Source organism: Exiguobacterium aurantiacum DSM 6208 (genome assembly GCF_000702585.1).
In the GTDB taxonomy this organism is placed as follows: Bacteria; Bacillota; Bacilli; order Exiguobacteriales; family Exiguobacteriaceae; genus Exiguobacterium; species Exiguobacterium aurantiacum.
In genome coordinates this window covers 1,778,630-1,804,505 of sequence record NZ_JNIQ01000001.1, presented here as the reverse complement: position 1 = coordinate 1,804,505, position 25,876 = coordinate 1,778,630, and the positions used below count along the sequence as shown (strand labels likewise).

Genomic DNA, 25,876 nt, shown 5'->3' with positions numbered 1-25,876 from the left:
ATCTCGTCGAATGATGCCATATAACTGTTTTTGTGTGCTCTGATCATTCTGAAAGGACGTGACTTGTCACTTGAAACGATTCCCCGCTTATTTAACGTTCGCATTGCCGTTGTCTTTGTTCCTCTTAACCGGATGTGCGACAGCCGAGGTCGAACAAACCGTCGTCGAACAGCCGGAGACCCCACCGGTCGAGACCGAGGAACCGCCTGAGCCAGAAGCCCCAGCCGAACCAGAGCCCGTCGTCACGACCGCCTCGTTGTACGCGATCGGTGATATCTTGTTACACGATACGGTGTATAACGCCGCCAAGACCGGGGACGGTTTCGACTTCAATCCTGGCTTCCGGGAAGTGGCCCCGATTTTGCAAGGGGCTGACATCGCCATCGCCAACCAAGAGAGCATGATCGGCGGCAGTGAGATCGGCCTGTCGAGCTATCCGGCGTTCAACAGTCCGTTCGAGGTCGGGGACGCGTTGAAAGAGGCCGGCATCGACCTCGTGACGACGGCGAACAACCATACACTCGACCGCGGCGTCAAAGCGATTGAGAACTCGATCAACCATTGGAGCGCGATCGGGATGCCTTATACTGGGTCATTCATCTCAGAAGAAGACAAAGCGAACATACGGACGCTGACGGAGAATGATATCTCGTTCTCTTTCCTCGCCTATACGTACGGGACGAACGGCGTCGTCCCGAAACAACCGTACCACGTCAATTACATCGATATGGACTTGATTCGCTCGGACGTCGAAAAAGCCGAGAATGCGGCCGACATGACCGTCGTCTCACTCCATTTCGGTAACGAATACGAACCGCTCCCGAACGCATCTCAAGAAGCACTCGTCCAAGACTTGGCCGATCTCGGTGTCGACATCGTCATCGGACATCACCCGCACGTCTTGCAACCGGTCGCCTGGGTGGACGGGGCGAACGGCAACCGCACGTTCGTCTCCTACTCACTCGGTAACTTCCTATCGGGACAACAAGGCGATGAGCGGAACACAGGAGGCATCGTCGGCATCGACGTCGTCAAAACGACGCTCGGGGACGAGACGACGTTCGAACTTGCCAATCCCGTGTTTTATCCGACGTTCACTCGCCGCGCAAATGCAGGTTATTTCGAAGTCGTCCCGCTCGAGAACGCGAAGCCTGAGTTGTTCAACCCGACACGAGACCATATGACGCAATGGATGCCAGAGCTCGAAATCATGCAATGAAAAAAGAGTCACTTTTCAAAGTGATTCTTTTTTTTGTGGAAAAGGGTTGCTTTCCACGGAAGCATCCGTTAAAGTAATTCGTATATTTATAAATACAGATGAATAATTATGTATAAGGGGTGTATAGATGATGAAACAAAAACTCGTACTCGCATACTCTGGTGGTTTGGATACATCGGTCGCTATCAAATGGTTAACAGAACAAGGTTATGATGTCATCGCCTGTTGCTTGAACGTCGGAGAAGGTAAAAACTTGGATCAGATCCAACAGAAAGCGTTGAACGTAGGAGCGGTCAAATCGGTCGTCATCGACGCGGTTGACGAGTTCGTGAACGATTTCGCTCGGTATTCGATGCAAGCCCATACGATGTATGAAGGGGTATACCCGCTCGTCTCGGCGCTGTCTCGCCCACTCATCTCGAAAAAATTAGTCGAGGTCGCACAAGCGGAAGGTGCGGTCGCCGTCGCTCACGGCTGCACAGGGAAAGGGAACGACCAAGTCCGGTTCGAGGTTTCAATCCATGCGCTCGACCCGTCACTTGAAATCGTGGCTCCGGTCCGGGAGTGGAAATGGTCACGTGAAGAAGAGATCGCTTATGCGGCTGAGCATGGGATTCCTATCCCGATCGTTCAAGAAGAACCGTTCTCGATCGATCAAAACATTTGGGGACGTGCCGTCGAGTGTGGGATTCTCGAAGACCCTTGGGCAGCCCCGCCGGCGAGTGCATACGAACTGACGGCTCAACTTGAAGACACACCGAACGAACCGACGCTCGTCGAAATCGAATTCAAACAAGGGGTCCCGGTCGCCATCGATGGCAAGTCGGCCTCGTTCACGGCGATTTTAGAACAATTGAACATCGTCGCCGGCGCCCACGGCATCGGCAAAATCGACCACATCGAGAACCGTGTCGTCGGGATCAAGTCGCGGGAAGTGTACGAGGCACCTGGTGCGATGACGCTCATCACCGCGCACCAAGCACTCGAGGCGTTGACGCTCGTGCGTGAAGTCGCCCACTTCAAACCGATCGTCGAGCAAAAATTGACGGAGACGATTTATAACGGCCTCTGGTTCTCGCCACTCACAAAAGCACTTCTCGCCTTCATCGACGAGACGCAACAGACGGTCACAGGCACGGTGCGGATGAAGCTGTTCAAAGGGCAAGCGATCGTCGACGGACGGAAGTCACCGGTCTCACTTTATGATGAAGAACTTGCGACGTACACGTCGGCCGACACGTTCGATCAACAGGCTGCCGTCGGCTTTATCAAATTATGGGGACTGCCGACGAAAGTACAAGCGGAAGTGCTCGCCGAGAAAGGAACGATGGTGCATGAGTAAACTGTGGGGCGGCCGGTTCGAACAGACGGCCAGTGAATGGGTCGACGAGTTCGGTGCCTCGATTCATTTCGACAAAGCACTCGTCCTTGAAGACATCGAAGGGAGCATCGCTCATGTGACGATGCTCGGGGAGCAACATATTTTGGCGCCAGCTGAAGTCGACCAAATCGTCGGCGGCCTGCACACACTCGCCGAGAAAGCGAAACAGGATGGGCTGACGTTCAACGTCTTCCATGAAGACATCCATATGAACCTTGAAGCCTTGCTTCATGAAGAGATCGGTCCCGTCGCCGGCAAGATGCATACGGCCCGGAGTCGGAACGACCAGGTCGCGACCGATATGCACCTCTATTTGAAACGCCGTGTCGTCGAGACGATCGAAGGCATCGAGTCGGTGCAACAAGCCCTCGTCTCTCACGCCTCACAAAACGTCGAGACGGTCATGCCGGGGTATACACATTTGCAACGGGCCCAACCGGTCTCGCTCGCCCATCACTTGCTCGCTTATTTTTGGATGCTCGAGCGCGACAAGGAGCGGTTCCATGGCAGCTTGAAACGCATCGACATGAGTCCGCTCGGGGCCGGTGCGCTCGCCGGGACGACGTTCCCGATCGACCGTCATCGTTCGGCCGAACTGCTCGGTTTCAGCCGTGTCTATCCGAACAGCCTCGACGCCGTCAGTGACCGTGACTTCATCTTGGAATATTTGTCGAACGCCTCGCTCCTCATGATGCACTTGTCACGCTTTTGCGAAGAGTTGATTTTATGGAGCAGCGAAGAGTTTAAATTCATCACGATCTCGGACGTGTTTTCGACCGGTTCGAGTATGATGCCGCAGAAGAAGAACCCGGATATGGCCGAACTCGTGCGCGGCAAATCAGGACGGGTCGTCGGTAATTTAATCGGGCTGTTGACGATCATGAAAGGCCTTCCCCTCGCCTACAACAAAGATTTGCAAGAAGACAAGGAAGGCATGTTCGACACCGTCAAGACGGTTCAAGGTAGCCTCAGTATCATGGCCGGGATGATTCAAGACATGACGTTCCACGCGGACACGATGAAACGAGCGACCGAACGCGACTTCTCGAACGCGACCGAGCTCGCCGATTATTTGTCGGCGAAAGGGATGCCGTTCCGGGAAGCGCACGAAGTGACAGGCACACTCGTCCGTCACTGTATCGAAGAGCGGCTCTACTTGTCTGAGCTTCCGCTCGAGACGTATCAAGCGCATAGCGCGTTGATCACAGAGGATTTATATGACCCGTTGTCGCCTGTGACGGCCGTCGCACGCCGAAACAGCTACGGCGGTACCGGCTTCGACGCCGTCCGAGTTCAACTCGAGGAAGCCAAACAAAAACTGCCGACGCACGCCTAACGAAATGAAGACCAAGTCATTTATGACTTGGTCTTCATTTTTTACTTGTCCATCTCTACAAATGATGTTAACCTTATTTTAGTCAACGTTAACAGAAAAGGGGTTTACATATGAAAATCAAAGACATTACGCAAATCGCCATCGGCGCGGCCCTTCTCGCGAGCATCGGCTCGGTCGCCATCCCGATCGGACCGGTCCCGATCACGCTCCAAATGCTCGGCATCATGACGGTCGCCTCCATCCTCGGTGCGAAGAAGGGATCGCTCGCCGTCGTCGTCTATTTATTGCTCGGGATGATCGGCCTTCCGGTGTTGAGTGGCTCCGGCGGCCTCGCCCCGTTCGTCGGCCCGACGGTCGGTTACTTGCTCGCGTTTCCGATCGCGGCCTATTTGATCGGTTATTTTTCTGAACAACACCGCTCCTTCCCGGCGCTCGTGACGTACAACGTCGTCTTTGGCCTCGGTCTCGTCTACCTTCTCGGTAGCCTAGGGTTGCAAGTGATGCTCGGGTTGTCGTTCATAGACGCCTTGACGGTGAATATCCCGTTCCTTATCGGGGATACGTTAAAAGCGTTGCTCGCGGCGTTTTTGGCGATGAAAGTAACGGCCAACAAGCAAGTGCAGCGCTCGCTCGCGTCTTGAGAACATCATAGCGTTTCACCCCCTTTCGACGGTGGAACATATAAGTATGGAAGGGGGTGTCCTTATGAGCGATTCATCGTTTAAAAAGCGGTTGATGAGAGCAACCCATCTTCATCGCTCGAGCGAAGGACAACGTCGCGGTAAAGAAGAGCGACGGCATGAGAAACGTGACACCGAGGCGTTTGAACGGAGATTGCGCGAAGCGAAGAGTAAAATCGGAGAGATCCAAGAAAACATCGACCATATTTCTAGACGATAAAACCCCGTCGGTTGGACGGGGTTTTCCTTATGGTTAACCTCTTTTTTTCGGCCGTACGAACAGCGCCACGATGAACGTAAGCGCGAGGACGACGAGCAGTCCGAGCGAGACGTCATTGAAGCCGAGCAAGTTCAACGCGACGCTAAGCGCGACGGCGACATAAAAGCCGCCGAGCGCTTTTTTCACGAGTTGAGAACTGAACCGTTGCAACTGCTTCGCACCAATCGGAGAGCCGATCATCGCGCCGGCAATGAGCGCGAGGCCGTGCCAATAGTTCGTGTCAGCCCCGGCAATCGCATAACTGACGACACCGGACAAGACGATGAACAGCGCTGCCGCGATACTCGTACCAACGGCGCGTTTCATCTCCGTGTTGAGCAGTTTCACTTGCAGCGGTGTCAAAACGAAGCCACCACTGACGCCCATGAGCGACGAGATGAAGCCGCCGAACAGTCCGATGAACCCGATGCGCGGCACCGACTCGGAGCCGACGCTCCCTTCGACGTGTTGTTTCGAACGGAAAAACGAGATCGCAAAATACGTTAAGAGCGCGATATAGGCGAGCGAGATGACCGGTTTCGCTCCGTCGAGCGTCTCTAAGTAGAACACGAGCGGTGTCGCCACCCACGTCCCGACAATCCCGAATCCGCCAATTAAGAGGGCGTGCTTTCGGTTGACGTTCTTCAGTTTGATGTGTGAGATCGTCCCCGCCGTCGTCGACCCGAGCGTGAGCATGAGACTGAGCGCGATGGCCGCACTCGCCTCGTAACCGAAGACGAGGAGGAGCGGCGTGAGCAGGATCCCGCCCCCGATGCCGAAAAATCCGCTCAAAATCCCGATGAGCGTCCCGAGCAGTAGAAACGATAGTAATGCCATAATATCCATTCTAGTCCCTTCTTTCTTTCCTTCTCGTTAGCAATCATAACAAAAAGAGACGCAATCTGCGCCTCTGATATAAATTATGGATACAAGTCTTCGTCCTGCAAGTAGCCAATGAAGGTATCTTGCAGTTCCATTTCCGTGTCGGTCCCATCAAGCAATACCGTCGCTTCCATTTCGGAATCCGTCAATGGTGACGTCCCATCAAGCACGCCAAACACATGAGACACCGTGTCCACCATGACGACCTCAATCATATGCATCATCAATCGTTGTTGCTCTGCGTTCATCTGTTGATACATGTGAATCGCTTGACTGTACAAGTCAACCTCTGAAGCTGAGAGTTCTTCTTCGTACATTTCCTTATACGTGTGAAGGCCTTCCTGGACGACAGTCTCATACAAAGCCTTCACGAATTGATCCGTCTTTTCACTCATTATAAATCCCCCCGCCTCTATTCTAAAATCCTCGCCCAAAACGTCCGTTTATACAAATCGTCCGCCTTCCGTTCATAAATGAAATGAGTCTAGGCTACCCTAGACTCCACGTTCATAGCACGCGCTCTAAAAAGTCGAACAGTTGCTCCCGGTATTCGGCTTGGAACGTCTTATGCGAGGCGACATGACCGTCGTTTTCGGTCACCCATAAATCGATTTGGTCGTTTCGTTCGGCCAAACGTTCACTTTCTGACACCGGGATGGCGTTGTCCCCTCTCCCGTGAATCAACAGAATCGGCGCATCGATGTGTTCGACGTCGTCAATCGGTTTGACGAGATCCGCATCCAGACCGGTGAACCACGGAGTGATCGTTAAGATGACCGGGGTGAACGGGATGTTCGGCAAATCGCTCCACACCGGCAAGTTCGTCTCGAGATACCCGCGCAAGTCGCTGAACGGACTGTCGGCGATGACGGCCGCGACTTCTGTCTCGTCAGCTGTCGAGAGCGCCGTCGCCGCTCCCATCGAGACGCCGTATAACACGATCGGTCCATCCGTTCGCTCATTCGCGAAGGCGATGGCCGCTTGCAGGTCGGACTGTTCTTTCGCCCCGACCGTCACGCGGTCGCCTTCCGAGATGCCTGACGCCCGAAAATCAAACGTCAAGAACTGGTAGCCTTGTTTATGGAACTCGGGAATCAGTTCTTTCAGTGGCAAATCCGACTGTTCGCGGTTTTTCCCATACCCGTGGGCGAACACGATCGTCGCCCGTGGTGTCGGGTGCGGGATCCACCAACCGTACAAGTCGCTGCCATCCTCCGCTTGAATCGTCACGTTCTCATACTTGATGTCGAGCGCTTTCGGTGTGAACGTCAACGTCTCACGGACGGGTGACGTCAATTGATCGCCGATGTGGGCCGAGATGCCCACGACGGCGAGAAACGCGACGAGCACGATGACGCTGAGCGCCACACCTGTATATTTCATAACACGATTCATCTGTTTGCCCCTCTCCATTCATTCCTGTTATCGCAACCAGCTCCGAAGTGCGACGAGCGCATGTTGCACCGGTTGCCACGTGTCTGACGGGATGACGTAACACGTCGCTTCGTGAATCGTGAACGCCTTGACGTCCTTCTGCTTGACGATGTTCTCACCAATCGGTCCGAACGGGACGCTATTGACGTCAACGTGGTCAAACGTTTTCCATACCCGCTCTCCATTTTCAACCATCGCACAACCGAAAGATTTCACCGGGCTATCGATTCCATACTCGGCATAATGCCAGAGCGTCGTCGCATCGAGCGGTGAACCGAGATGAAGGATTTTTGCTTTCCGCTCAATCATTCTCTCAATCGGTGAGCCTGGTCCGAACCCGACTTCAATCGTGTGGGCCGAGACGACCTGTTGTGCATCGTCTCCCCAAGCTGCCACCGACCACATCGGATGTTGACTGCGATACACATCCGGGTACGACCTGAACAGTTCGGGGACACGCCCCATTCCACGTGTCGCCGTCTTTTCGGTATCATAGGCGGGCATCGTCTCACGAATCATCTGCCACCACTCGACGGGGACAGGAGGGGCCTCCCATTCGGCTGGATCCGAGTTGTCCCCGGTCTGGGTCGCCATCATGAGGAGTCCTTTTGTCCCGACCGTTTCTTGCAACGCTTCGATGACCGTCTGGGCCCCTCCACACACCCAGCCGAGCTTCGAGAGGGACGTGTGGACGAACAACGTATCACCTCGCTCAATCCCGGCTGCCTGCAACTGGCTGATTAAACTTGATTTCGTTTCGATATGTTTCATCTTCTCTCACTCCACGACGAGCTGGATCGTCGACCCGCTCCTTGTTTTCTTCACTTCAATGCGGGCATCGACACGGTCTTTCAACTCTTGAACGTGACTGATGACCCCTACGAGCCGACCGCTCGACTGGAGCGACATGAGCAACTCAATCGCCTGGTCGAGCGACTCGGCGTCGAGCGTCCCGAACCCTTCATCGATCAGCATCGTTTCGAGGCTGACGCCGCCGCTCAGCTGTTGCACGACTTCGGCCAAGCCGAGGGCGAGCGAAAGTGAGGCCTTGAACCCTTCACCGCCGGACAAGTTTTGCACGCGTCGCGACTGGCCCGTATAGGCGTCAAAGACTAATAATTCGAGACCCGACTTCGCATTCCCTTTCGCCGTCTCCACTTTTCGTTCGAGCTGGAACTGTCCGCTCGTCATCTGGTCGAGATGGATATTGGCCGCATGTAAGATTTGGTCGAAGAACGCCGTCTGGACGTACGTCTCGAACGTCAACTTTTGTGGGTTGACACCACGGCCGGTGTCGGCAATCAACTTGATCGTCTCAAGCTGCCTGACGTCGGCATCCGTCTGTTCCCGGAGCACGTCCCATTCGCCGACCGTCTGACGGTGACGCTTCAAGTGGACGTCGGCCGTCACGAGACGTGCTGAGAGTGATTCGTTCTCCTCATGCGCCGACTGAAGGCGTTCTTTGAGCGCTTCGACTTCAGGACGAGGCCGTGACCCAATTTTGGCTTCGAGCCCGTGTAAGGCGTGCTCGATTCGTCCCGCTTCTTCGAGCTCCTCTGTGAGTCGTTGTTTTAACGCCGGTAACGTGTCGACGAGCGCGCGGTCCTGTAAAAACACGTCTTCCGTCAACCCGACCGTCTGGAACGTCTCGTCGAGTTGCACCTTCACCTCGTCCAACCGACGCTGTTCGAACTCGAGTTGTTCGGTCAACAAACGGACCCGTTCGGCTTCGCCCCATTTCAAACGATTCACTTCTTCAAAGCGACGCTCAAAATCTGTGACGTCGCGTTTGATTTCTTGGAGTCGAACTGCCAAACGGTCCCGCTCCGCCGTCAATGTGGCGCGCGTCATACCGTCCATCGAGCGCATCGTCTGCAACTTGTCTTGAATCGACTGCAACGCTTCAAATAAGGTTTGCCGTTTCTCCGCCTGCTCCCGCTTCGCGGTCTCGAGCTTCCTGACCGCTTGCGCTGTCGTCCGATACGTCGCCTCGAGGCGCTTTCGCTGTTCGACATCGTCTCGGAGTGCTTTGACGAGCGACGCTTGTCGTTTGATTGCTTCAGTGACCGGGGCATCGAGTTGTAACGTTTTTGAAGCGGCGTCGCGCTCCTCGACGAGTTCATCGAGTTGGCGCTTGAGCGCCCGATAATCGGCACGTGCCTCATGAAGCGCGATGTCGAGACGACGGAGCGTTTCGGCGGCTACTTCATGCTCGCTCTCGTTCGCCCCTCCGGCAGAACGTTCGACGCGTTCATGGGTGCGCGAGCCGCACACCGGGCATGGGGCACCTTCCTCGAGCCGGTCCCGGAGCGTGTCCGCCATGAGCGCATGCTCGGCTTCAAGGAAGCGTTCGACGCGTTCAGCTTGAGCTTTATGTTGCCGTTGCACGTCTTTCCCGTTCCGCTCACAGGCGGCGAGCTGTTCGGCTACACGTTCGCTCTTCTCGACGAGCCGCGCATGCTGTTCGAGTTGACTGTAGAGCCGTTCCGCTTCGACGAGTTGATCGGACGCAGGCTCTATTTCGAGCTGTTTCGCTAGCATATGTTCTGCGTCCCGTAGCTCGTTCAAGCGGGACTCGTCCGTGAACACGCCGAGCTGCTCGACTTGTTGCTTCAACGCCGTCCGTTCTTCTGTCGCTTGTTGCCATTCGTCGACGTGCGGCAGTAACGCTTCGATGTCGGTCACACGGCTATTCGCCCGTTCGGCTTCTTGACGCAGCTCGTCGATTTTGTCGGATTGTTCTTTTAGAGACGCGAGCTGTTGTTCATACGACTCGTCCCGTTTTTTAGATTCGATGCGGTCCCGGTTGATGCGCTCAATATCGAGCTGGAGCGTCTCGAAACGTTCATAGTGAGGGTTAAGTTTCACGACTTTCTCAAGACGATCGATCAGGGCGCGTCGCTTCGTACGCTCCGCCTCGGTATCATGGAACGTCTGGAGCGCTTTGCGGTGCGCGTCGTGCTCCTCCATCAACGCCAGCAGCGCCGTCGCCTCGGTCAAGTGCGTCCGGGCATCTTCGAGTCGCTTCTCGGCCGCCCGCTTCTCGACCTGTACCGTCTCTTTCTCTCGTAACAGACGTTCTTTTCTCGCGTCGAGCCACGCGACGATGTCCGGCACGTTGCGCGTCGCGATCGTTTCGATGTCCTCGTCTTCAAGTTCTAACAATTTCAACCGTGTCGTCTCGATCGCCCACTCGACCCGTTTTCGATACTTTCCGTGTCGCTCGACCCAATCCTCTTGGAACGCGCGATACGCTTCCGTCTTGAAGATCGACTGTAAGATCTGTTGTTTCTTGACAGAGTCCGAGTCGAGCAGTTGCCGGAACTGGTTTTGGGGAAGTAATAAAATCTGGCTGAACTGTTCGTAACTGAGTTGGAGCAACGACTCAATCGTCTGTTCGACGTCGTTCACTTTCGTCGCGACAGGTTTCCACGCGTCTTTCCATTCATAGAGCACCGCCTCGTGCGGAATCGGCGTTTTGTTTTTCGGGTGCGGCTGCTGCGGTTGGCGGACGATCCGATAACGCTCGTCTCGGATCGTGAACGAGAAATCGATTTCGGTCTTGCGCTCAGGCTCCGCATATTGGCTCCTGAAATCGCTCGCGTTCCGGAGCGAGCCGCTCGCCCGGCCATAAAGCGCGAACGTCATCGCGTCAAAGATCGTCGTCTTACCGGCGCCCGTGCGCCCGCTGATGACGAACATCGAACGCCCTTCGAGTTTTGTGAAATCAATCGTCTCCGTCTCGGCGTACGGTCCGAATGCGGTGATGGTCAAGTTAACAGGTCTCACTTCACGCCACCCCCTTCGATCAGTGCGCGGACGTGTGCGTCGGCGTCTTTCCCATGCACGGCTTTGAAGAAGTCGAGATAGACGTCCTCGACCGAACGGCGGTCGAGCTTCTCACGTTCGACGCGCGACGTCTCGTCTTGACGACGCAACAGTTCGAGCTCGAGATGGAGGATGTTCGGGTACACCGTGCGCAATTTTGCCATCGGGTCGAACAACGCCCGCTCATCGGTTAATACGATCTTTAAATAATCCTCAACCGCCTCGTCTTGATAGAACGACGGGGCGAGCAGTTCGTCTAACGTCCCGGTCAAGATGCGAAGATCGCGCCGCGCCGCGAGCGGGCGACGACGGCGCGTCCACGCCCCGTCCCACTCGATGATGTCCACCGACTTCACATGGTTTGCCTCGGAAAACGAGTATTTCATGAGCGAACCGCTGTATGCGATCCGATCATCTTGAATCGCGTCCCGGTTATGCAGATGTCCGAGCGCCGTGTAACCGAACGGGGCATATAAGCCTTTCGCGACTTGCCCGGCCGTCCCGACGGACAGTTGACGCTCGGAGTCGGTCTCGAGACCGCCCGCGACGAAACTATGCCCGACGGCGACCGCTCGTGAATCGATGGTCCCGTAAGATTCGACGACCGCGGCGAGCGCATCATGATGCGTCCGAATGGACTCGTCATCGAAGGCGTACCGGATGCGTGCCGGCTCGAGGAACGGCATCAAATAGAACGGGACACCGCCGACTTCGAGCGGTTCCGTAGCCGGTTCAACCTTCCCGACGATATGGAGTCCGACTTTCGTCAACAGTTTCGAGCTGTATTGTAAACGCTCTGCCGAATCGTGGTTCCCGGCGATCGCGAGGACGGGAATGTTTCGCTCTAAGACGATCGCTTTCCACATCTCATCGAGCAAATCGACGGCCTCGACCGGCGGCACAGCGCGGTCGTATAAGTCTCCCGCGACGACGATCGCGTCCGGTTTCTCCTCATCGACGATGGTTAAAAACGAATCGAACAAGACGATCCGTTGGTCTTCTGTCATATGGCGGCCATGGACGATCTTGCCCAGATGCCAATCGGCCGTATGTATCCATTTCATGTCACTTCACCTCGTATCTATTCTATCATTATTCGGTAATCCAGTTCGACGTCTTGACACTTCATTTCGAAACAGCGAAAGTTAAATGGAAAGGGGGTCGTGTGATGGAAGCTACGACCACATGGCGGTCATTCATCCACTTGTTTCGAATCGCCAAACCTCCGAAAGCGTTATTCATCGGGGCAATCCTCATCTCGCTCGTTCAAGCGATGGCCTCACTCGCCATCCCGCTCATCTTGCAACGCGTCGTCGACAACTGGAGCGTCGCCATGCTCGATGCCCGACTCGTCACTATCTTCATCGTGGCGTTTTTGGTCCAAGTCATCTCGAGCGCGATTTCAATCTATTGGTTACATATTGTCGGTCAGCGCGTCGTCGCAAACTTAAGGACGACGTTATGGGAACGGCTCGTCGCGTTGCCGATTCCGTTTTACGACGGCATCAAGTCAGGCGAGCTCGTCTCGCGGCTGAATAATGATACGACGACGCTCCAACAACTGTTGTCCGAGCAGAGCGTCCGTCTGTTGACTTCGTTCGTCTCCATCATCGGGGCGGTCGGAATTTTATTCACGCTCGACTGGCAGATGACGCTCGTCATCTTGTTCTCGGTACCGACAACACTCCTCATCGTCATCCCGCTCGGCCGAAAGTTACGCGTCATCGCCAAAAAGACGCAACACGAACTCGGCGCCTTGTCCGGATTTTTCGCCGAACTGCTCGGTGAGATTCGACTCGTGAAGTCGCAAGCGACGGAGCCGGAAGAAGTGACAGAAGGAAAACGTCGGATTGAGCTCCTGTTTCATTACGGGGTGAAAGAAGGACGCATCCAAGCGCTATTGATCCCGTTACTCAACGTGACGTTGACGGCGATGCTCATCGCCATTCTCGGGTTCGGGGCGTATCGCGTCTCGACCGGCGCCCTGTCGACGGGATCGCTACTCGCGTTCATGCTCTACTTGTTCCAAATCATCACACCGCTCATCACGATGTCGGAATTTTTGACGCGGCTCCAGAAGGCCCGCGGCGCGACCGAACGGATCTCAGAGCTGCTCCAAGTAGAGGCAGAGCCCTATACGAACACGTCGGAACCGATTCAACAAGCGTCGCTCGCCTTCGAGGATGTGACGTTCCAATACGGTGAGACACCGATCATCAAACAGCTGTCGATGACCGTTCCGTTCGGGGCTACGACAGCCATCGTCGGACCGAGCGGTGCCGGCAAGACGACACTTTTTGCGCTCGTCGAACAGTTCTATCTGCCGACATCAGGTCGAATCATTTACGGCAGCCGAGACATTCAAACGTATGGCCGGAACGATTGGCGCCAAATTATCGGTTACGTGGCACAAGACTCTCCTGTCCTGTCCGGTACGGTCCGTGACAATATCTTATACGGATTGAAACGAGACGCCTCAGAGGACGAGATTCTACAGGCGTGTGAGATGGCGAACGCTCGGCTCTTCATCGAGGCAATGACAGACGGGCTCGACACGGAGATCGGGGAACGCGGTGTCCGTCTGTCGGGCGGGCAACGCCAACGACTCGCCATCGCGCGGGCACTTCTACGCGACCCGCAAATCTTGCTTCTTGACGAGGCGACTTCGAGCCTTGATTCCGAGTCGGAACGGCTCGTCCAGGAAGCGCTCGACCGGCTCATGCGCGGGCGGACGACGCTCGTCATCGCCCATCGCCTGTCGACGGTACAACACGCTGAACAAATCATCGTCCTCGAGAACGGTGCGATTAGCGGTCGTGGCACGCATCAACAACTGTTACAAGACAACGCACTTTATGAAAAACTCGTCACGCAACAACAATTAGGAGGTCAATCAGTATGAAGACAATCGGATTTATCGGGCTCGGCGTCATGGGGCAATCGATGGTCAGAAATTTGATGAAAGCCGGATTCCACGTTCAAGCCTACACCCGGACAAAAGACAAGGCGGTCGATCTGCTCGCTGAAGGCGTCAGTTGGTGCGACTCGGTCGCCTCGGCCTGTCAAGGGGCCGATGCCGTCATCACGATCGTCGGCTACCCGTCTGATGTCAAAAGCATCTACTTCGGGGACGGGATGATTTTGCAATCAGCCGAGCCGGGTACGCTCGTCATCGACATGACGACATCTTCACCGATTCTCGCCGAACGCATCGCCGAAGCGGCCATCGATCGGAGCTTGCTCCCACTCGATGCCCCGGTCACGGGCGGCGACATCGGTGCAAAAAATGGGACACTGTCCATCCTCGTCGGCGGCGGAGAGTATGCTTTCTCGAGGGCGCTCCCGTTGTTTGAGGCGATGGGACAAGCGATTCAACGGATGGGGTACGCTGGAAGTGGACAGTATGCGAAACTGGCGAATCAGATTGCCATCGCTGGCATCATGATGGGCAACGCCGAGATGCTCGCGTTTACGAAAAAAGCCGGGCTGGACGCTGAACAGTTGCGCCAGACGATCCGTGGCGGTGCCGCCGGAAGCTGGACGCTTGATAACCTCGTCCCGCGAATGATCGTCGAAGACTATTCTCCTGGATTTTTCATCAAACATTTTTTGAAAGACATGGCACTCGCCCTCGAGAGCGCCGAACAGCTGAACATCAAATTACCGAGCCTCGAACTCGCCTCGAAACTGTACTCGCTCCTTGAAGAAAATGGCTATGGCGATAACGGGACGCAAGCGCTCGTCGAATACTATTTGCATCAAGACGTTTGAATCGGTCTTTTGGTGGAATTAGTTGAGTGAAGGAGGCGATGTTTCATGCCGTGGAATATGAAGGATTATCCGGAATCGTTGAAGAATTTTGATCCGCTCGTCAAGAAGAAAGCGATCGATATTGCCAACGCCTTACTCGCCCAAGGTTACTCTCCTAAAAAAGCCATCCCGATCGCGACCGAGCAAGCAAAGAAATGGCATGCTGACGCGTCGCGAGAAGAAAAGCAAGAGTTCGATGACGCCCCCGACCCGCAAAAGACGGATCGGCACGGGACGTGAAGAAACGGTCGGCTGAGATTCAGCCGACCGTTTCTTCACGTTGCGCTTCTTTTTCTGCCTTCACTTCCAAATAAAAACCAGCGAGCGCCGTTTCTAAATACGGTTGCACGAAAATGAGGGCGAGTCCGCCCGTGACGAGAACGAGGACGTACCAACCGATAAAGCTCGCGAACAGCTTGAGCATGACAAACTTCTTCCCTTGCATGAGCCGTCGACTTTCGCGCATCGCACTCCAGACGGATAGGTCCGGCCGGTCACGTAAAATGAACGGCACCATGCGGAACGTCAAATAAAACCATACTCCCGGGACGATCAAGAGCAACATGAGCGCGTTCAACCCGAGATAAAACACGCCGTAAAACGTGACGGCTCGGACGTACTGCTTGAGAGACCCGAACGATTCGAGCAACAAGCCGAGCGTCGGCTTGTCTTCCTTGGCGATGTCGAGATAGATCCAGTTCCGGCCCAATTCGAGCGGGGCGAGTAGGACGAGCGACCCGTACAACAAAAGAATCGATCTGAAGAGCACCTCGGGCGCCGCATCGGCCGTGAGGTCGAGTTGCGACGTGACGACGGTTTGCACGAGCATCGTCGCGATGGCGGCAAAGATGGCGATGCCCCAATTTCCAGAGAGCATGCGGAGAGCAAATTGTTTATATACGGAAGCTTGCATAACGTCACCTACAATATATTGTTTTTTTCATTATAGCAAAAAAACAGTCAAACGACTGTTTTTAACGTTTCATTCGTTCGTGCATCTGCCGGAACTTCGACTCGTCTAGCGCACCGTCAGTCCGGACCCCTGACCCGACATGGACGAATGAGACGTCAAGCGTCTCCAGCAGTTCGCGTACATTGTCAGCGTCGATCCCCGCTCCTGGTAAGATATTCATCTCCGCCGATTCGAGCATCGCCTTGAGCGACTTGATTCCTTCTCGTGCCGTCGCGGCTCCCCCGGACGTCAAGACATGATCGACTTCAGGAAACTCATTGAGTACCTCGATGGCGGCAATCATGTCTGTCACCTCATCGATGGCGCGATGGAACGTGAGTGCCATGTGCCCTTTATGTTTAATCACTTCACCGAGGAGCCGTTCATCGATTTTACCATCAGCCGTCAACGCGCCAAAGACAATTCCTGCGGCTCCGAGTTCCCGACACAGTCCAACGTCCGCGAGCAACGTCTCTTCATCGTCTTCGTTGTAGACGAACGAGTCGGCATGAGGGCGTATCATGACATGGACCGGGATGCCCGTCTGCTCGATGACGTTTCGAATCGTCCCGAAGCTCGGTGTCGTCCCTCCTGCCTTCATGTCAGCAATAAGTTCAAGCCTGTCCGCTCCGTAACGTTCTGCCTGTCTCGCTTCTTTCAACGTCGTCACAATGACTTCAATCATGTCGTTTCCTCCTTTATTATGGAGCAAACCGCCACTCAACCTCGTGCTCGGCCAGCTCCCGTTTCCATTCTACCGGCTCCGGGAAGTCGGAGATGACTGTCGTCACGACCGAAAAATCCGAGACCCGATAGCGTTTCTGTTGATTGAACTGCGTATGATCGGCGAGTAAATAACACGATCGGCTTTGTTGCATGATCGCTTGAGAGACCGTGGCCAGTCCATGGGCGTCACACGTCAAACCGAGCGTCGGGTCGACCCCTTCGACCGAGATGAAGGCAATGTCGAACACGTACGTTTTTAATTGCTGCAACACTTGTTCGCCGACCGTGACGAGATGTTTCGGATCAATCGTACCGCCGAGCAGTTGAATATCACCGGTGAACACGCCTTTGGCCCGCTGTTCGAACAACGCTTTTGCGACCATGAGCGAGGGAGTGACGACGGTCAGGTTGCGACCACGCAGACGTGCCGCCACCTGTTCAGGGGCCACGCCATGACCGATATAAATCAAGGCATCATCGTCCACGAGTTGAAACGCGGTATAGGCGATGCGGCGGATACCGTCCATGTTCGAGATCATCATCGGTTGAAAGGATACGCTCTGGTGCAAAACGGCGCCGCCGTATACCCGTTTGATCCGATGCTCTTTTTCAAGTTCCTCTAAGTAACGTCGAACCGACTCCCCCGAGACGTTCAGTCGCTCGATCAACTCGCTCGTCTTCACTTTCCCTTCCCGTTCAATCCACTCGACAATCTTTTGTTTACGTTCTTCTCCAATTAAAGACACTAGTCTGCCTCCTCCGCAAAAATCGCTTCCTTTCTTAGTGTAGCGAACGGATGTAAATTTAACGTAAAGTGAAAGTAAAGAACGGGCAAATCCAACATGTTTTTCGTGAATAATCGCTAAAATCAACAGAAATCCACATGAAGCCAACTGAAAGGCTGCAGCATTCTCACGCGTCTTCTTCTGTATCCCGCCTCAACAGAGAAACCGGCCGCCTTCCGCTCATGCGGCCGCCGACCGGTTCATCGAACCATTATTTACGTTTTTGGAACAGCGGCACTTTCGGCTCCGTGCCTGAACGGATGCGCTGCCAGTTTGTCCGGTGTTTGATGATGATGAACAAGGCGAGCGGAACGATCACGATGAGCGGCAACCAATCTCGTGCCAACACACCATAGATGATGACCGTCACAAGTCCGACCGCAGCCGCGGCCATCGACGAAAGCGAGACCATCTTCGAGATGAAGAGCGTAACGAGGAACGTCCCGACGACGACGACGAAAAACCATGGGAACGCCGCCAACAAGACACCGGCACTCGTTGCTACAGACTTTCCGCCTTTAAATTTCGCGAAAATCGGATACGAGTGCCCGATGATGGCCGGGATGCCGGCCAAGAGCAGGCTCATCTCGCTCCCGAACAGGAGCGGCAATAAGGCAGCCACAAGCCCTTTGCCCATATCTCCAAGCAAAACGAGCGTCCCGGCTTTCTTTCCGAGCACGCGAAACGTGTTCGTCGTCCCTAAATTCCCGCTCCCATGCTCTCGCACGTCGACCCGATAGCCGACTTTCCCGATGAGGAGAGCGAACGGGATCGAACCGAGGAGGTAACTGATCAATACAATCAAAATCTCTGTCAAATAAGGCATCGCAATTCCCCTTAATCCATTAATTGCTCGAGGTACTGCTCGAACGGCACGTTCATTTCATGCACGTTCGTCGCATGTTCGACCCCGATATATCGTAAATGCCACGGCTCATACATGTAGCCGGTCTCCGCTTCGTAAGCCCGCTGGTATCGGACGATGAACCCGTACGTATGGGCATTGTCCGCTAGCCACTTTCCTTCTTTCGTCTGCTCGAGCCCTTGTGTCAGCTGATAGCCGACCGAGGCGCTCGAGATGTCGATTGCGAGGCCGGTCTGGTGCTCCGAGTGGCCGGGAGGTGCCGAATACTTCAGCGCCTGCTCCTTGCCGTCACGGGCGACATAGGCGTTGAACAGTTGGACTTGATAATCGTAAGAGCGGAACGCGCTCGTCCCTCTCAAGTCGATGCCGGCTGCTTTGGCATCTTTCATGAGCGCCTCGACGGCTGTCGCCGCTTCTTGACGCAGCATCCGTCGTTCTCCCGTGGCCGAGTCGACAAAATCGATGTTCGGTGTCACGAGGTCTTCTGGTTTATAGCCACTTGGTAACGCTATCTGCTTATTAACGAGGACGAGCGTATCGAGCGCCAAATTGGCCTGCCCGTCACGTTCGATCGGCTCGGTCGGTACAAGTTCGATTGGAGGTGCTTTTTCTGGAGGTGCTTCTTCTGCAGGCGCTTCTTCTGCAGGCGCTTCTGCTTCTGGTACGTCGTTCACTTCATTTTCTTCAGTCGACTCCGTCGGTGACTCTTCCGGAGTGGTGGTTGGCTCTTGTTCAGAGACGGTCGGTTGTTCCGTCTCGGCTTGTTCGCTTATGTTACAGCCCACTAACGTGAGCGTCAAGGCGCAGCACACCATCAGGAACGATGGTTTTCGCATGCGATCTTCCCCTTTCTATATGACGGTTTGTCAAATTAAGCGCAACACTTCCTCCGCGAAGGCCTCGTGTGCGGTCTTCCAGCCGAGACATTTCCTCGGCCGCCCGTTGATCTTGGCGAGCGCGTCCACGATCTCTCCCTGGCCGACCGTCGCGAAGTCCGATCCTTTCGGGAAGAACTCGCGCAGGAGGCCGTTGGCGTTCTCGTTGCTGCCGCGCTGCCACGACGAGTACGGGTCGGCGAAATACATCGGCACGCCGAGTGTCGCCCGGACGCGCTCGTGACAGCTGAACTCCTTGCCCCGGTCCGTCGTCGCCGTCTTGAACGTGCCCGCTGGGAAGGCCGCGTGGACCGTGTGGATCGCCTCCTCCATCGAGGCCGCGCTGCGGTCGGTGATCGGCAGGGCGATGTAGAACCGGCTCTTTCGCTCGATGAACGTCGCGACGCACGCCCTCGACTTCCCACGCCCGGAGACGACGGTGTCGAGCTCCCAGTGGCCGAATGTCTCGCGTGTGCGCACCTCTCTCGGACGTTTGGCGATGGACAGACCGATGTTGAACCGACCACGTGTCTCTATCGGTTTCTGGCGCTTGCCCTTTTGGCGGAGCACGGTCACCGGTACGTCGATCAGCCCCGAATAGATCCAACGATAGATGGTCGAGAAGGCGATTTTCCCGTCGAAGAGACGACCCACGATCTGTTCCGGGGACCAGGTCGCCCGCAGCTTCTCGATGATCGTCCGGCGCATCATGTCGTCGAGCTTCGTCTTGGCGCCGCAGTTTCGCTTCGCATTGGCGTAGCGCTCCTGTGCGCGTTCGGCCGTGTAGCCGGGGTTCCTTCTGATCTCCCGCGAGACGGTCGAGGGCTGTCGCCCGAGCCGTCTCGCGATGGACCGTACGGACATCCCGAGCTCCAGGTAGGTCTCTATTTTCACGCGTTCCGCTGTGGTAAGATGGGTATAGCTCATGTCGATTCCTCCGTGTGAATGTGTGTTGTGGTGACTTCATTCTACACGAGGCCGTCGCTATGGGCTTTTTTTGCGTTCACGTTCAGGTGTTGCACTTAATTTTATAATTCATCATATACAAAAAATACCGTCAAGATATGATACCATACTGACGGTACAAAAGAACCACTGTTATGAGACAGGACTCATGACGCGCATGTACATGGCGTGCCACTCGGGAAACTCACGATCCAGACGAATCGGCTTGAAATCGCCTTGCTTGACGACGACATGGGTCGTCTTCGCCTTGCCGACGAGGTTGCCAGACTGGTCTGTCAACTCGTAACCGTACACGGTCCGTATTTTCGAGTAACTGTCCACCCAGACACGGACGTGTACCGTGTCCCCGAATGTCACGCTTTTCTTGTAATCGACAGACACGTTCGTGACCGGTGACACAAATCCGGCCTCTTCCATATCTTTATATTCGACGCCGAGTTGCCGCAACAGCTCGGTTCTCGCGATCTCTAAATAAACCAAATAGTTCGCATGGTAGACGATCCCCATCATGTCAGTCTCTTGATAGCGGACCGGGATTTGTATCGTGTGCATCATATCGTCCTCGCTTTCCACTTCATTTTATTATAACTTGGTATTAATATCTACTACTAATATTCGGTTTAATTCACGATCCGCCCCATCCTTGTCGACGAGCCGGTATGACTGTCTCGCAATCGCCTCATCAATTAATGACAGCGCGGTCCGAGCGTTCGGTCGCTCCATATCGCCCAGTCGCTCGCGCAAGGCGTCCTCGACTTCCTGTTCAAACGTATAGCCGAACTTGTCCGCATAATTATTCGCGATTTGGACGAGTTGCTCGATCGAATAGTCCTCGAAGTGGATCGTCCGCTTGATGCGGCTGTTCAAGCCCGGATTCGAATCGATGAGCCGTCGCATCGGTGCATCATACCCGGCTAAAATGACGACAAGGTTCTCACCGTGTTTCGGCATCTCATCGACGAGCGTATCGATTGCTTCTTTTCCATAGTCGTTCGGGCCCCCGCTCAGACTGTACGCCTCATCGATCAAGAGCACCCCGCCGAGGGCGTCCCTGATCGCCGCTTTCGTCTTTTGCGCCGTCTGACCGACGTAACCGCTCACCAAGTCGGCCCGACTGACGACTTTCAAATGTCCGCGTTTTAAGTAACCAGCCCGCTTCAACAGTTGGGCATACAAATGCGCGAACGTCGTCTTCCCCGTCCCGCTGTTGCCGACGAGAGAGGCATGGAGTTGCACCGGCGCCGTCTTGAGCCCGAGTTCCCGCCGTCGTTTCTGAATCGTGATGAGTGCTTCGATTTCGGCGAGCTGACGTTTCGCTTCGTCCATCCCGACGAGGTCGTCAAGCGATAGCAGCGCCTCCTCGTCTGTCGACGTGTCTTCGAAGTCGAGTTCCGTCAAAAGGGCCATCTCATCAAGCGGAGCCTCGGCCCCAAAACGGGAGCCTTTATGGAACATGGCGTCAAGCAAGATGTTGTGGACGGTCCGGGCGTTCCCGAACGTCGCATCGACTCGTTCCCGGTCAATCTGGGCGAGAAGCGCACGTTTTGCCTCGAGCGTGAGCACGTAATTGTTTTCCTCGGCGACTTTCTCCCCGATGGCGACGAGCTCCTCATCGGAATAGTTCGGCAGCTCATAATGGTTCGACTCAGGGAAGCGTGAGCGCAGCCCCGGGTTCGCCAATAGGAAATGACGCATCTCTTCCGGATAGCCCGCTAGGATGACGACAAACTTCCCGGCATATTCGCCGCTCGTCATCGCGGCGACGAGCGTATCGATCGCCGCTTGTCCGTAATCACTGCCACTGGCGTCTTGGCGCTTAAGGGCGTAAGCCTCGTCAATGAACAAGACGCCCCCCTCTGCCTCTTTCACTTTATTCATGACTTGTTCCTCGGTCTGCCCGACGAACGCCCCGACAAGACTCGAGCGGTCTGCCTCGATGACGTCCGGCCGGCTCAAAAGGCCAAGCTCAAAATAAATCTCGGCCATCAGTCTGGCGAGTGTCGTCTTGCCGGTCCCAGGATTGCCGGTGAAGACGAGATGGAGCGACGGCTGGTGTTTCGAAGAGAAGCCCGCTTTTTCTCGTTCGCGTTGGAACAGTAAAAAGCGATACCACGCTTTGACGCGGGCTTTGACGTCGGTCAAACCAATCATCGTCTCAAGTTTTTCGATGCCGCTCGAGCGCGTCTCCCGCTTCGGCTCAGGTAACAGCTCAGCGATTGCTTCAATCTTTCCTTTGACGAGGGTGACCCGTTCTCCGAAGCGACCGAACGCTTCACGGCTGAAGTAGTTCCCTTGCATCGAGCCAAGTAAAGAAGCCGTGTCGTCCTCGAGCGCGGCGACTTCTTGCATCGCCTCAATGACGACGTCGAACAAGCGCTCAAGTTGGTCTTTGAACTCTGAGTCCCGTAAGTCCGACTTCGCTCGCTCAATCTCATCATGCAACTGATCGAGTTGGTCCAATAACGCTGTCGTCTTCAGTTCGTATTCGGTCAAAATCTGCACTTTCATCGACGCATAGTCCGCCTCGCGCAGTGTCGGCCATTCGACGTGGAGAGACTGTCTGAAGCGGCGCAACCGCCCATTCAGTTGGCTGACGCGAAGTTCAGGCGGCAAAGCGTTCAACGACTCCAGCTCCTTCACCCAGCGGCTGAGAAGCGGATCGACCGTCTCCGTTTGTCGAAACCGTCGTGTCGCAAGCAACGTCAACGTGCGAATCAATTCGTCACGTTGCCCGGTCGCTCTCGACCAATGCGCATATGATAACAGGGCGGCCTCATCGACCGTGTCGCCGGTTTCCCAACGTGTAAGGTCGGCTTGTACCTGATCCAAGTTGATTTGTTTCATCTCGTTCTCCCTTTCAGACGACAAAGGAGCCGACGTTTTAGTCTGCTCCTCGCCGATTTATCGTGATTCAAAAGATGTCATGCGAATCGAGTGGAACAATTTCCCGTTGTTTCGTGACTCTGCGGCAAGTAAGATCCGTTCGTTCGCATCCACGTAATAAGTGACCGCTTCTTCATTCCCATCCTCACTGAAAATAGTTGGATGATTTTTAATCCAGTCGGCCGGGACCGTCTCGGCCGTCTCCGACTTGACGAACGCCTGGGCTGTCCGGCCGATGATGTCGACATCCCCTTCGCTCGTGCCGAGCGTCCCGTCATCGAGCCATCTGCGGATTTGTTCGTTCGTCGCTCGTGATAAGAACGGATGGGGGGCGACCGCGCCCGACGTCGTCTCCTGACGAATCGCCTCCTCACCGTCCGGATTCAACTCACGGTAAACCGTGCCGTCCCATTCGGCTTTCGCCCCGGCGTTCGGTCCCGAGACGACTTCGGAGACGAAGTGGCCGTTCTCATCATACGTGACGAGATAGTTGCGTACTTCAAGCGTATCCCCTTCAGGCGGCAACTTCTTCTCTTCATAACCGATGACAACGGACGTATAGAACGGTTCTGAGCGGTTTTCTCTGCCTTCGTTATCCGGAAAGTTGAGCAACGAATAAAGGTTATAGACGAGCAAGGCACCGACGATGAGAATACCGGCCCCGATTACCCAACTAAGACGTTTTTTCATTTGTTGTTTCATATCATGCCCTCCCACTATGCTTCACTTACTATCCTACACTAGCGTGAAGGTCATGCAAAATATTTACGACCAAAAAAGGGTCTCGCATTGAGACCCTCTTTTCGTTAACCGAGCTTATCTTCTTCTTTTTTATACGTTTCGATCCATTTGTCCCGTTCATCCGGTTCATCGGACAAGTCTTTGAACAAGGCGATGATCATAAAGATCAACACGAAAATGAATGGGAACGCGACGAGGATGGCGACTGCTTGCAATGCGCTCAACCCGCCGGCGTACAAGAGTACGGCGGCGATCGACGATTGGATGAAGCCCCACGTCAATTTGATGCGCATCGGTGGAATCAGTTTCCCGTTCGTCGTGAGCATCCCGAGCACGTACGTCGCCGAGTCAGCCGATGTGATGAAGAACGTCGAGATGAGGAAGATGGCGATGATGCTGAGCACCGTCCCGAACCCTCCGAACGTCTCGAACAAGGCGAAGAGCCCGACTTCTGTCCCGATCTCGTTGACGGCCGTGATCAAGCTCTGGCCACCGAACAAGTCCGCCCAAATCGCAGACCCGCCGAAGACAGAGAACCATAGCAACCCGAACGATGTCGGGACGAGCAAGATGCCGATGATGAATTCACGAATCGTCCGTCCTTTGGAGACGCGGGCGATGAATGTCCCGACGAACGGTGACCATGAGATCCACCATGCCCAATAGAAGATTGTCCAGCCGTTAATCCATTCCCGTTCGACCGGTTCAAGCGCCGCCGTCCTGAAACTCATCGACGGTAACTGTTGCAAGTACGTCCCGATCGTCTGTGTGAACAAGTCGAGAATGAACGCGCTCGGTCCGGCGATGAGTGTCGCCACGAGTAAGACGATGGCAAGAAAGATGTTCGTGTTACTTAAAATCCGAATGCCTTTCTCCAGGCCTGTCGAAGCACTAATCATATATAACACCGTCACGACGGCGATAATGATGAGTTGAGTCGAGAACGCGTTCGGCACGCCCGGAAGCAAATAGTGAAGACCCCCGGCGATCTGTTGCGCCCCGAATCCGAGCGACGTCGCCACCCCGAACGCCGTCGCAATGACCGCGAGGATGTCGACCGTCTGTTTGACCGGACGTTCATAGCGATCATTTACGAGCGAACCGATCGTCTCTCCGATGGTTGCCGGTCGCCCTTTCCGGAACGTCGAGTAGGCGATTGCGAGTGCGATCATGGCGTAAATCGCCCACGGATGTAAGCCCCAATGGAAGAATGCATATCGCATCGCCGTTCGGGCGTCACCTTCAGGAGTCGGTGACTCGAATGGTGGGCTATGGAAGTGGAGGAGCGGTTCGGCCGCACCCCAGAAGATGAGTCCAATCCCCATGCCCGCACTAAAGAGCATCGCGAACCATGTCATGTAACCGAAGTCCGGTCGATCCGTATCTTTCCCGAGTCGGATCGAACCGAATCGAGAGAAAATCAAAAAGATGGCGACGAGCAAGATACCGGTCGCGCTCAATAAATAAAACCAGCCTAACCCGTTCGACAACCAACCTTGCAGCTTCGTCGTCACGTTCAACAGGCTAGCGTTGCCAAGGAGGCGTTCAGGGAAGATACCCCAAATGGTGAACAAGACCGTGATGATGGCAGAAACGATAAAAACGGTCGTCACTTGGCTTTTCCTTTTCATGTGTTGTCACTCCTATTCAATTTTTCTTATTTTCATATACGTTTTCCACCGTAACATACATCGTAAACACTTCTCAACCCGACGATGTGTCTTGTCCGTGAACCAAAAAGAGTGACGTCACGTGCGCGTCACTCAGGCGGTTTCGGTTCTAACGAGACGATGAACGTCTCATCGACCACGTAATAAGGCCGTTTCGGTAGCGTTTTCAAATATCCGCCCTCCCGTAGTCGTGTCAAGTCGAGTTGCATCGTCTGCTGAAATTTCCGAAGCGGTAGCTTCTGCTCTTGCTCCATATATAGATCAAGTGCTCGCTGGACTTGGTCCATCTCGTAGATGATGTCACGTTCTTCTTCCGGGACGATATAAAACGTCTCCTTCGACATGAAGAAACGTTGCCTCGGCCTCCCCGGCAAATGGCGTTTCAAACGGGAAAGGTCGATTTCTTGCGCATCATCGAGCAGCACCGTCCGGTTGACCCCTTTCGGCAACGTCTGCTCGTATTCATGAATCGCCTGTCTAAGTTCAGGCAACGTGATGTCGACAATCTCTTCGACCACCTCTTCTTTTTGAGTGAGCCGCTGCCACCAATTCTTCCCTGACTTCGTCAATTTTTCCATACACTC

The 25,876-nt window shown here is 54.9% G+C and carries 25 protein-coding genes; 8 read left to right on the top strand and 17 right to left on the bottom strand.

The features are described 5' to 3' along the window. Positions 1-70: 70 nt before the first annotated feature. The 5 genes from P398_RS0109495 to P398_RS0109475 all read left to right on the top strand — a co-directional run bounded on the left by P398_RS0109495 (position 71) and on the right by P398_RS0109475 (position 4,836). Positions 71-1,219 carry a CapA family protein gene (locus P398_RS0109495; RefSeq protein ID WP_029334909.1) on the top strand — a complete coding sequence of 383 codons (1,149 nt, stop codon included), beginning with the start codon at positions 71-73 and terminating at the stop codon, positions 1,217-1,219. Between the two features lie 127 nt (positions 1,220-1,346). After that, on the top strand, positions 1,347-2,561 hold the full coding sequence (locus P398_RS0109490) for an argininosuccinate synthase (RefSeq protein ID WP_029334908.1): 1,215 nt from the start codon (positions 1,347-1,349) through the stop codon (positions 2,559-2,561). Further along, the gene (gene argH, locus P398_RS0109485) at positions 2,554-3,936 is read left to right on the top strand and encodes an argininosuccinate lyase (RefSeq protein WP_029334907.1); all 1,383 of its coding nucleotides are present in this window, start codon (positions 2,554-2,556) and stop codon (positions 3,934-3,936) included. Before P398_RS0109490 ends, argH begins: the two co-directional genes overlap by 8 nt. 110 nt (positions 3,937-4,046) lie before the next feature. Further along, positions 4,047-4,577: a biotin transporter BioY gene (locus P398_RS0109480; protein ID WP_029334906.1), complete on the top strand. Its 531-nt coding sequence runs from the start codon at positions 4,047-4,049 to the stop codon at positions 4,575-4,577. A 64-nt stretch (positions 4,578-4,641) separates the two neighbouring features. Next, positions 4,642-4,836 (top strand): hypothetical protein, encoded by a 195-nt coding sequence (locus P398_RS0109475; RefSeq protein WP_029334905.1) that lies wholly within the window; start codon positions 4,642-4,644, stop codon positions 4,834-4,836. Positions 4,837-4,869: 33 nt separating this feature from the next. Here the strand turns inward: P398_RS0109475 and P398_RS0109470 are convergent, their stop codons facing one another. The 6 genes from P398_RS0109470 to P398_RS0109445 form a co-directional block, all read right to left on the bottom strand. Further along, positions 4,870-5,712 (bottom strand): sulfite exporter TauE/SafE family protein, encoded by an 843-nt coding sequence (locus tag P398_RS0109470; protein ID WP_034799424.1) that lies wholly within the window; start codon positions 5,710-5,712, stop codon positions 4,870-4,872. 83 nt (positions 5,713-5,795) lie between these two features. Continuing rightward, on the bottom strand, positions 5,796-6,152 hold the full coding sequence (locus P398_RS0109465; protein ID WP_029334903.1) for a hypothetical protein: 357 nt from the start codon (positions 6,150-6,152) through the stop codon (positions 5,796-5,798). Positions 6,153-6,264: 112 nt separating this feature from the next. After that, on the bottom strand, positions 6,265-7,140 hold the full coding sequence (locus P398_RS0109460) for an alpha/beta hydrolase (protein ID WP_235263328.1): 876 nt from the start codon (positions 7,138-7,140) through the stop codon (positions 6,265-6,267). A 39-nt stretch (positions 7,141-7,179) separates the two neighbouring features. Continuing rightward, positions 7,180-7,962, bottom strand: coding sequence for an aminoglycoside N(3)-acetyltransferase (locus tag P398_RS0109455; protein ID WP_029334901.1), 783 nt, complete (start codon positions 7,960-7,962; stop codon positions 7,180-7,182). Between the two features lie 6 nt (positions 7,963-7,968). After that, complete coding sequence (locus P398_RS0109450) at positions 7,969-10,980, bottom strand: AAA family ATPase (RefSeq protein ID WP_029334900.1); 3,012 nt, start codon at positions 10,978-10,980, stop codon at positions 7,969-7,971. Further along, on the bottom strand, positions 10,977-12,083 hold the full coding sequence (locus tag P398_RS0109445) for an exonuclease SbcCD subunit D (RefSeq protein ID WP_029334899.1): 1,107 nt from the start codon (positions 12,081-12,083) through the stop codon (positions 10,977-10,979). The genes P398_RS0109450 and P398_RS0109445 overlap by 4 nt, the downstream gene beginning before the upstream one ends. 104 nt (positions 12,084-12,187) lie before the next feature. On the opposite strand from P398_RS0109445, the gene P398_RS0109440 reads away from it, so the two are divergent. Genes P398_RS0109440 through P398_RS0109430 form a run of 3 tightly spaced genes read left to right on the top strand, consistent with a single transcriptional unit; the run spans position 12,188 to position 15,069 of the window. Further along, entirely contained in the window at positions 12,188-13,921 is a 1,734-nt protein-coding gene (locus tag P398_RS0109440; protein WP_029334898.1) for an ABC transporter ATP-binding protein, read from the top strand. Continuing rightward, positions 13,918-14,790 (top strand): NAD(P)-dependent oxidoreductase, encoded by an 873-nt coding sequence (locus P398_RS0109435; protein ID WP_029334897.1) that lies wholly within the window; start codon positions 13,918-13,920, stop codon positions 14,788-14,790. Before P398_RS0109440 ends, P398_RS0109435 begins: the two co-directional genes overlap by 4 nt. Before the next feature lie 45 nt (positions 14,791-14,835). Then, positions 14,836-15,069, top strand: coding sequence for a DUF2188 domain-containing protein (locus tag P398_RS0109430; RefSeq protein WP_029334896.1), 234 nt, complete (start codon positions 14,836-14,838; stop codon positions 15,067-15,069). Between the two features lie 19 nt (positions 15,070-15,088). Here the strand turns inward: P398_RS0109430 and P398_RS0109425 are convergent, their stop codons facing one another. The 11 genes from P398_RS0109425 to P398_RS0109375 form a co-directional block, all read right to left on the bottom strand. Beyond that, positions 15,089-15,742: a DUF975 family protein gene (locus P398_RS0109425; RefSeq protein WP_024372331.1), complete on the bottom strand. Its 654-nt coding sequence runs from the start codon at positions 15,740-15,742 to the stop codon at positions 15,089-15,091. A 61-nt stretch (positions 15,743-15,803) separates the two neighbouring features. After that, positions 15,804-16,466 carry a copper homeostasis protein CutC gene (locus tag P398_RS0109420; RefSeq protein WP_034799115.1) on the bottom strand — a complete coding sequence of 221 codons (663 nt, stop codon included), beginning with the start codon at positions 16,464-16,466 and terminating at the stop codon, positions 15,804-15,806. A 16-nt stretch (positions 16,467-16,482) separates the two neighbouring features. Next, positions 16,483-17,253, bottom strand: a complete 771-nt coding sequence (locus tag P398_RS0109415) for a DeoR/GlpR family DNA-binding transcription regulator (RefSeq protein WP_024372333.1) — start codon at positions 17,251-17,253, stop codon at positions 16,483-16,485. Positions 17,254-17,503: 250 nt separating this feature from the next. Beyond that, on the bottom strand, positions 17,504-18,118 hold the full coding sequence (gene plsY / locus P398_RS0109410) for a glycerol-3-phosphate 1-O-acyltransferase PlsY (protein ID WP_029334894.1): 615 nt from the start codon (positions 18,116-18,118) through the stop codon (positions 17,504-17,506). Between the two features lie 11 nt (positions 18,119-18,129). Next, on the bottom strand, positions 18,130-18,993 hold the full coding sequence (locus tag P398_RS0109405; protein WP_029334893.1) for a M15 family metallopeptidase: 864 nt from the start codon (positions 18,991-18,993) through the stop codon (positions 18,130-18,132). Between the two features lie 30 nt (positions 18,994-19,023). After that, complete coding sequence (locus P398_RS0109400) at positions 19,024-19,959, bottom strand: IS30 family transposase (protein WP_029334082.1); 936 nt, start codon at positions 19,957-19,959, stop codon at positions 19,024-19,026. A gap of 171 nt (positions 19,960-20,130) precedes the next feature. Continuing rightward, entirely contained in the window at positions 20,131-20,550 is a 420-nt protein-coding gene (locus P398_RS0109395) for an acyl-CoA thioesterase (protein WP_024372473.1), read from the bottom strand. Between the two features lie 30 nt (positions 20,551-20,580). Next, a complete protein-coding gene (locus tag P398_RS0109390; RefSeq protein ID WP_029334892.1) occupies positions 20,581-22,842 on the bottom strand; it encodes an AAA family ATPase in 2,262 nt (753 codons plus the stop codon). Between the two features lie 57 nt (positions 22,843-22,899). Next, complete coding sequence (locus P398_RS0109385; RefSeq protein WP_029334891.1) at positions 22,900-23,583, bottom strand: hypothetical protein; 684 nt, start codon at positions 23,581-23,583, stop codon at positions 22,900-22,902. A gap of 104 nt (positions 23,584-23,687) precedes the next feature. After that, on the bottom strand, positions 23,688-25,253 hold the full coding sequence (locus P398_RS0109380) for a BCCT family transporter (RefSeq protein WP_029334890.1): 1,566 nt from the start codon (positions 25,251-25,253) through the stop codon (positions 23,688-23,690). A 128-nt stretch (positions 25,254-25,381) separates the two neighbouring features. Beyond that, a complete protein-coding gene (locus P398_RS0109375) occupies positions 25,382-25,870 on the bottom strand; it encodes a DUF3939 domain-containing protein (protein ID WP_024372469.1) in 489 nt (162 codons plus the stop codon). Between the last annotated feature and the right edge of the window lie 6 nt (positions 25,871-25,876).

What these genes read in the sequence shown, in the direction of transcription:
- P398_RS0109390 (WP_029334892.1), bottom strand. Translation starts at nt 22,842, where the DNA reads ATGAAACAAATCAACTTGGATCAGGTACAAGCCGACCTTACACGTTGG.
- P398_RS0109420 (WP_034799115.1), bottom strand. Translation starts at nt 16,466, where the DNA reads ATGATTGAAGTCATTGTGACGACGTTGAAAGAAGCGAGACAGGCAGAA.
- P398_RS0109445 (WP_029334899.1), bottom strand. Translation starts at nt 12,083, where the DNA reads ATGAAATGGATACATACGGCCGATTGGCATCTGGGCAAGATCGTCCAT.
- P398_RS0109385 (WP_029334891.1), bottom strand. Translation starts at nt 23,583, where the DNA reads ATGAAACAACAAATGAAAAAACGTCTTAGTTGGGTAATCGGGGCCGGT.
- P398_RS0109380 (WP_029334890.1), bottom strand. Translation starts at nt 25,253, where the DNA reads ATGAAAAGGAAAAGCCAAGTGACGACCGTTTTTATCGTTTCTGCCATC.
- P398_RS0109405 (WP_029334893.1), bottom strand. Translation starts at nt 18,993, where the DNA reads ATGCGAAAACCATCGTTCCTGATGGTGTGCTGCGCCTTGACGCTCACG.
- P398_RS0109460 (WP_235263328.1), bottom strand. Translation starts at nt 7,140, where the DNA reads ATGAAATATACAGGTGTGGCGCTCAGCGTCATCGTGCTCGTCGCGTTT.
- P398_RS0109480 (WP_029334906.1), top strand. Translation starts at nt 4,047, where the DNA reads ATGAAAATCAAAGACATTACGCAAATCGCCATCGGCGCGGCCCTTCTC.
- P398_RS0109475 (WP_029334905.1), top strand. Translation starts at nt 4,642, where the DNA reads ATGAGCGATTCATCGTTTAAAAAGCGGTTGATGAGAGCAACCCATCTT.
- P398_RS0109440 (WP_029334898.1), top strand. Translation starts at nt 12,188, where the DNA reads ATGGAAGCTACGACCACATGGCGGTCATTCATCCACTTGTTTCGAATC.
- P398_RS0109375 (WP_024372469.1), bottom strand. Translation starts at nt 25,870, where the DNA reads ATGGAAAAATTGACGAAGTCAGGGAAGAATTGGTGGCAGCGGCTCACT.
- P398_RS0109490 (WP_029334908.1), top strand. Translation starts at nt 1,347, where the DNA reads ATGATGAAACAAAAACTCGTACTCGCATACTCTGGTGGTTTGGATACA.
- P398_RS0109430 (WP_029334896.1), top strand. Translation starts at nt 14,836, where the DNA reads ATGCCGTGGAATATGAAGGATTATCCGGAATCGTTGAAGAATTTTGAT.
- P398_RS0109395 (WP_024372473.1), bottom strand. Translation starts at nt 20,550, where the DNA reads ATGCACACGATACAAATCCCGGTCCGCTATCAAGAGACTGACATGATG.
- P398_RS0109425 (WP_024372331.1), bottom strand. Translation starts at nt 15,742, where the DNA reads ATGCAAGCTTCCGTATATAAACAATTTGCTCTCCGCATGCTCTCTGGA.
- P398_RS0109465 (WP_029334903.1), bottom strand. Translation starts at nt 6,152, where the DNA reads ATGAGTGAAAAGACGGATCAATTCGTGAAGGCTTTGTATGAGACTGTC.
- P398_RS0109400 (WP_029334082.1), bottom strand. Translation starts at nt 19,959, where the DNA reads ATGAGCTATACCCATCTTACCACAGCGGAACGCGTGAAAATAGAGACC.
- P398_RS0109470 (WP_034799424.1), bottom strand. Translation starts at nt 5,712, where the DNA reads ATGGCATTACTATCGTTTCTACTGCTCGGGACGCTCATCGGGATTTTG.
- argH (WP_029334907.1), top strand. Translation starts at nt 2,554, where the DNA reads ATGAGTAAACTGTGGGGCGGCCGGTTCGAACAGACGGCCAGTGAATGG.
- P398_RS0109435 (WP_029334897.1), top strand. Translation starts at nt 13,918, where the DNA reads ATGAAGACAATCGGATTTATCGGGCTCGGCGTCATGGGGCAATCGATG.
- plsY (WP_029334894.1), bottom strand. Translation starts at nt 18,118, where the DNA reads ATGCCTTATTTGACAGAGATTTTGATTGTATTGATCAGTTACCTCCTC.
- P398_RS0109455 (WP_029334901.1), bottom strand. Translation starts at nt 7,962, where the DNA reads ATGAAACATATCGAAACGAAATCAAGTTTAATCAGCCAGTTGCAGGCA.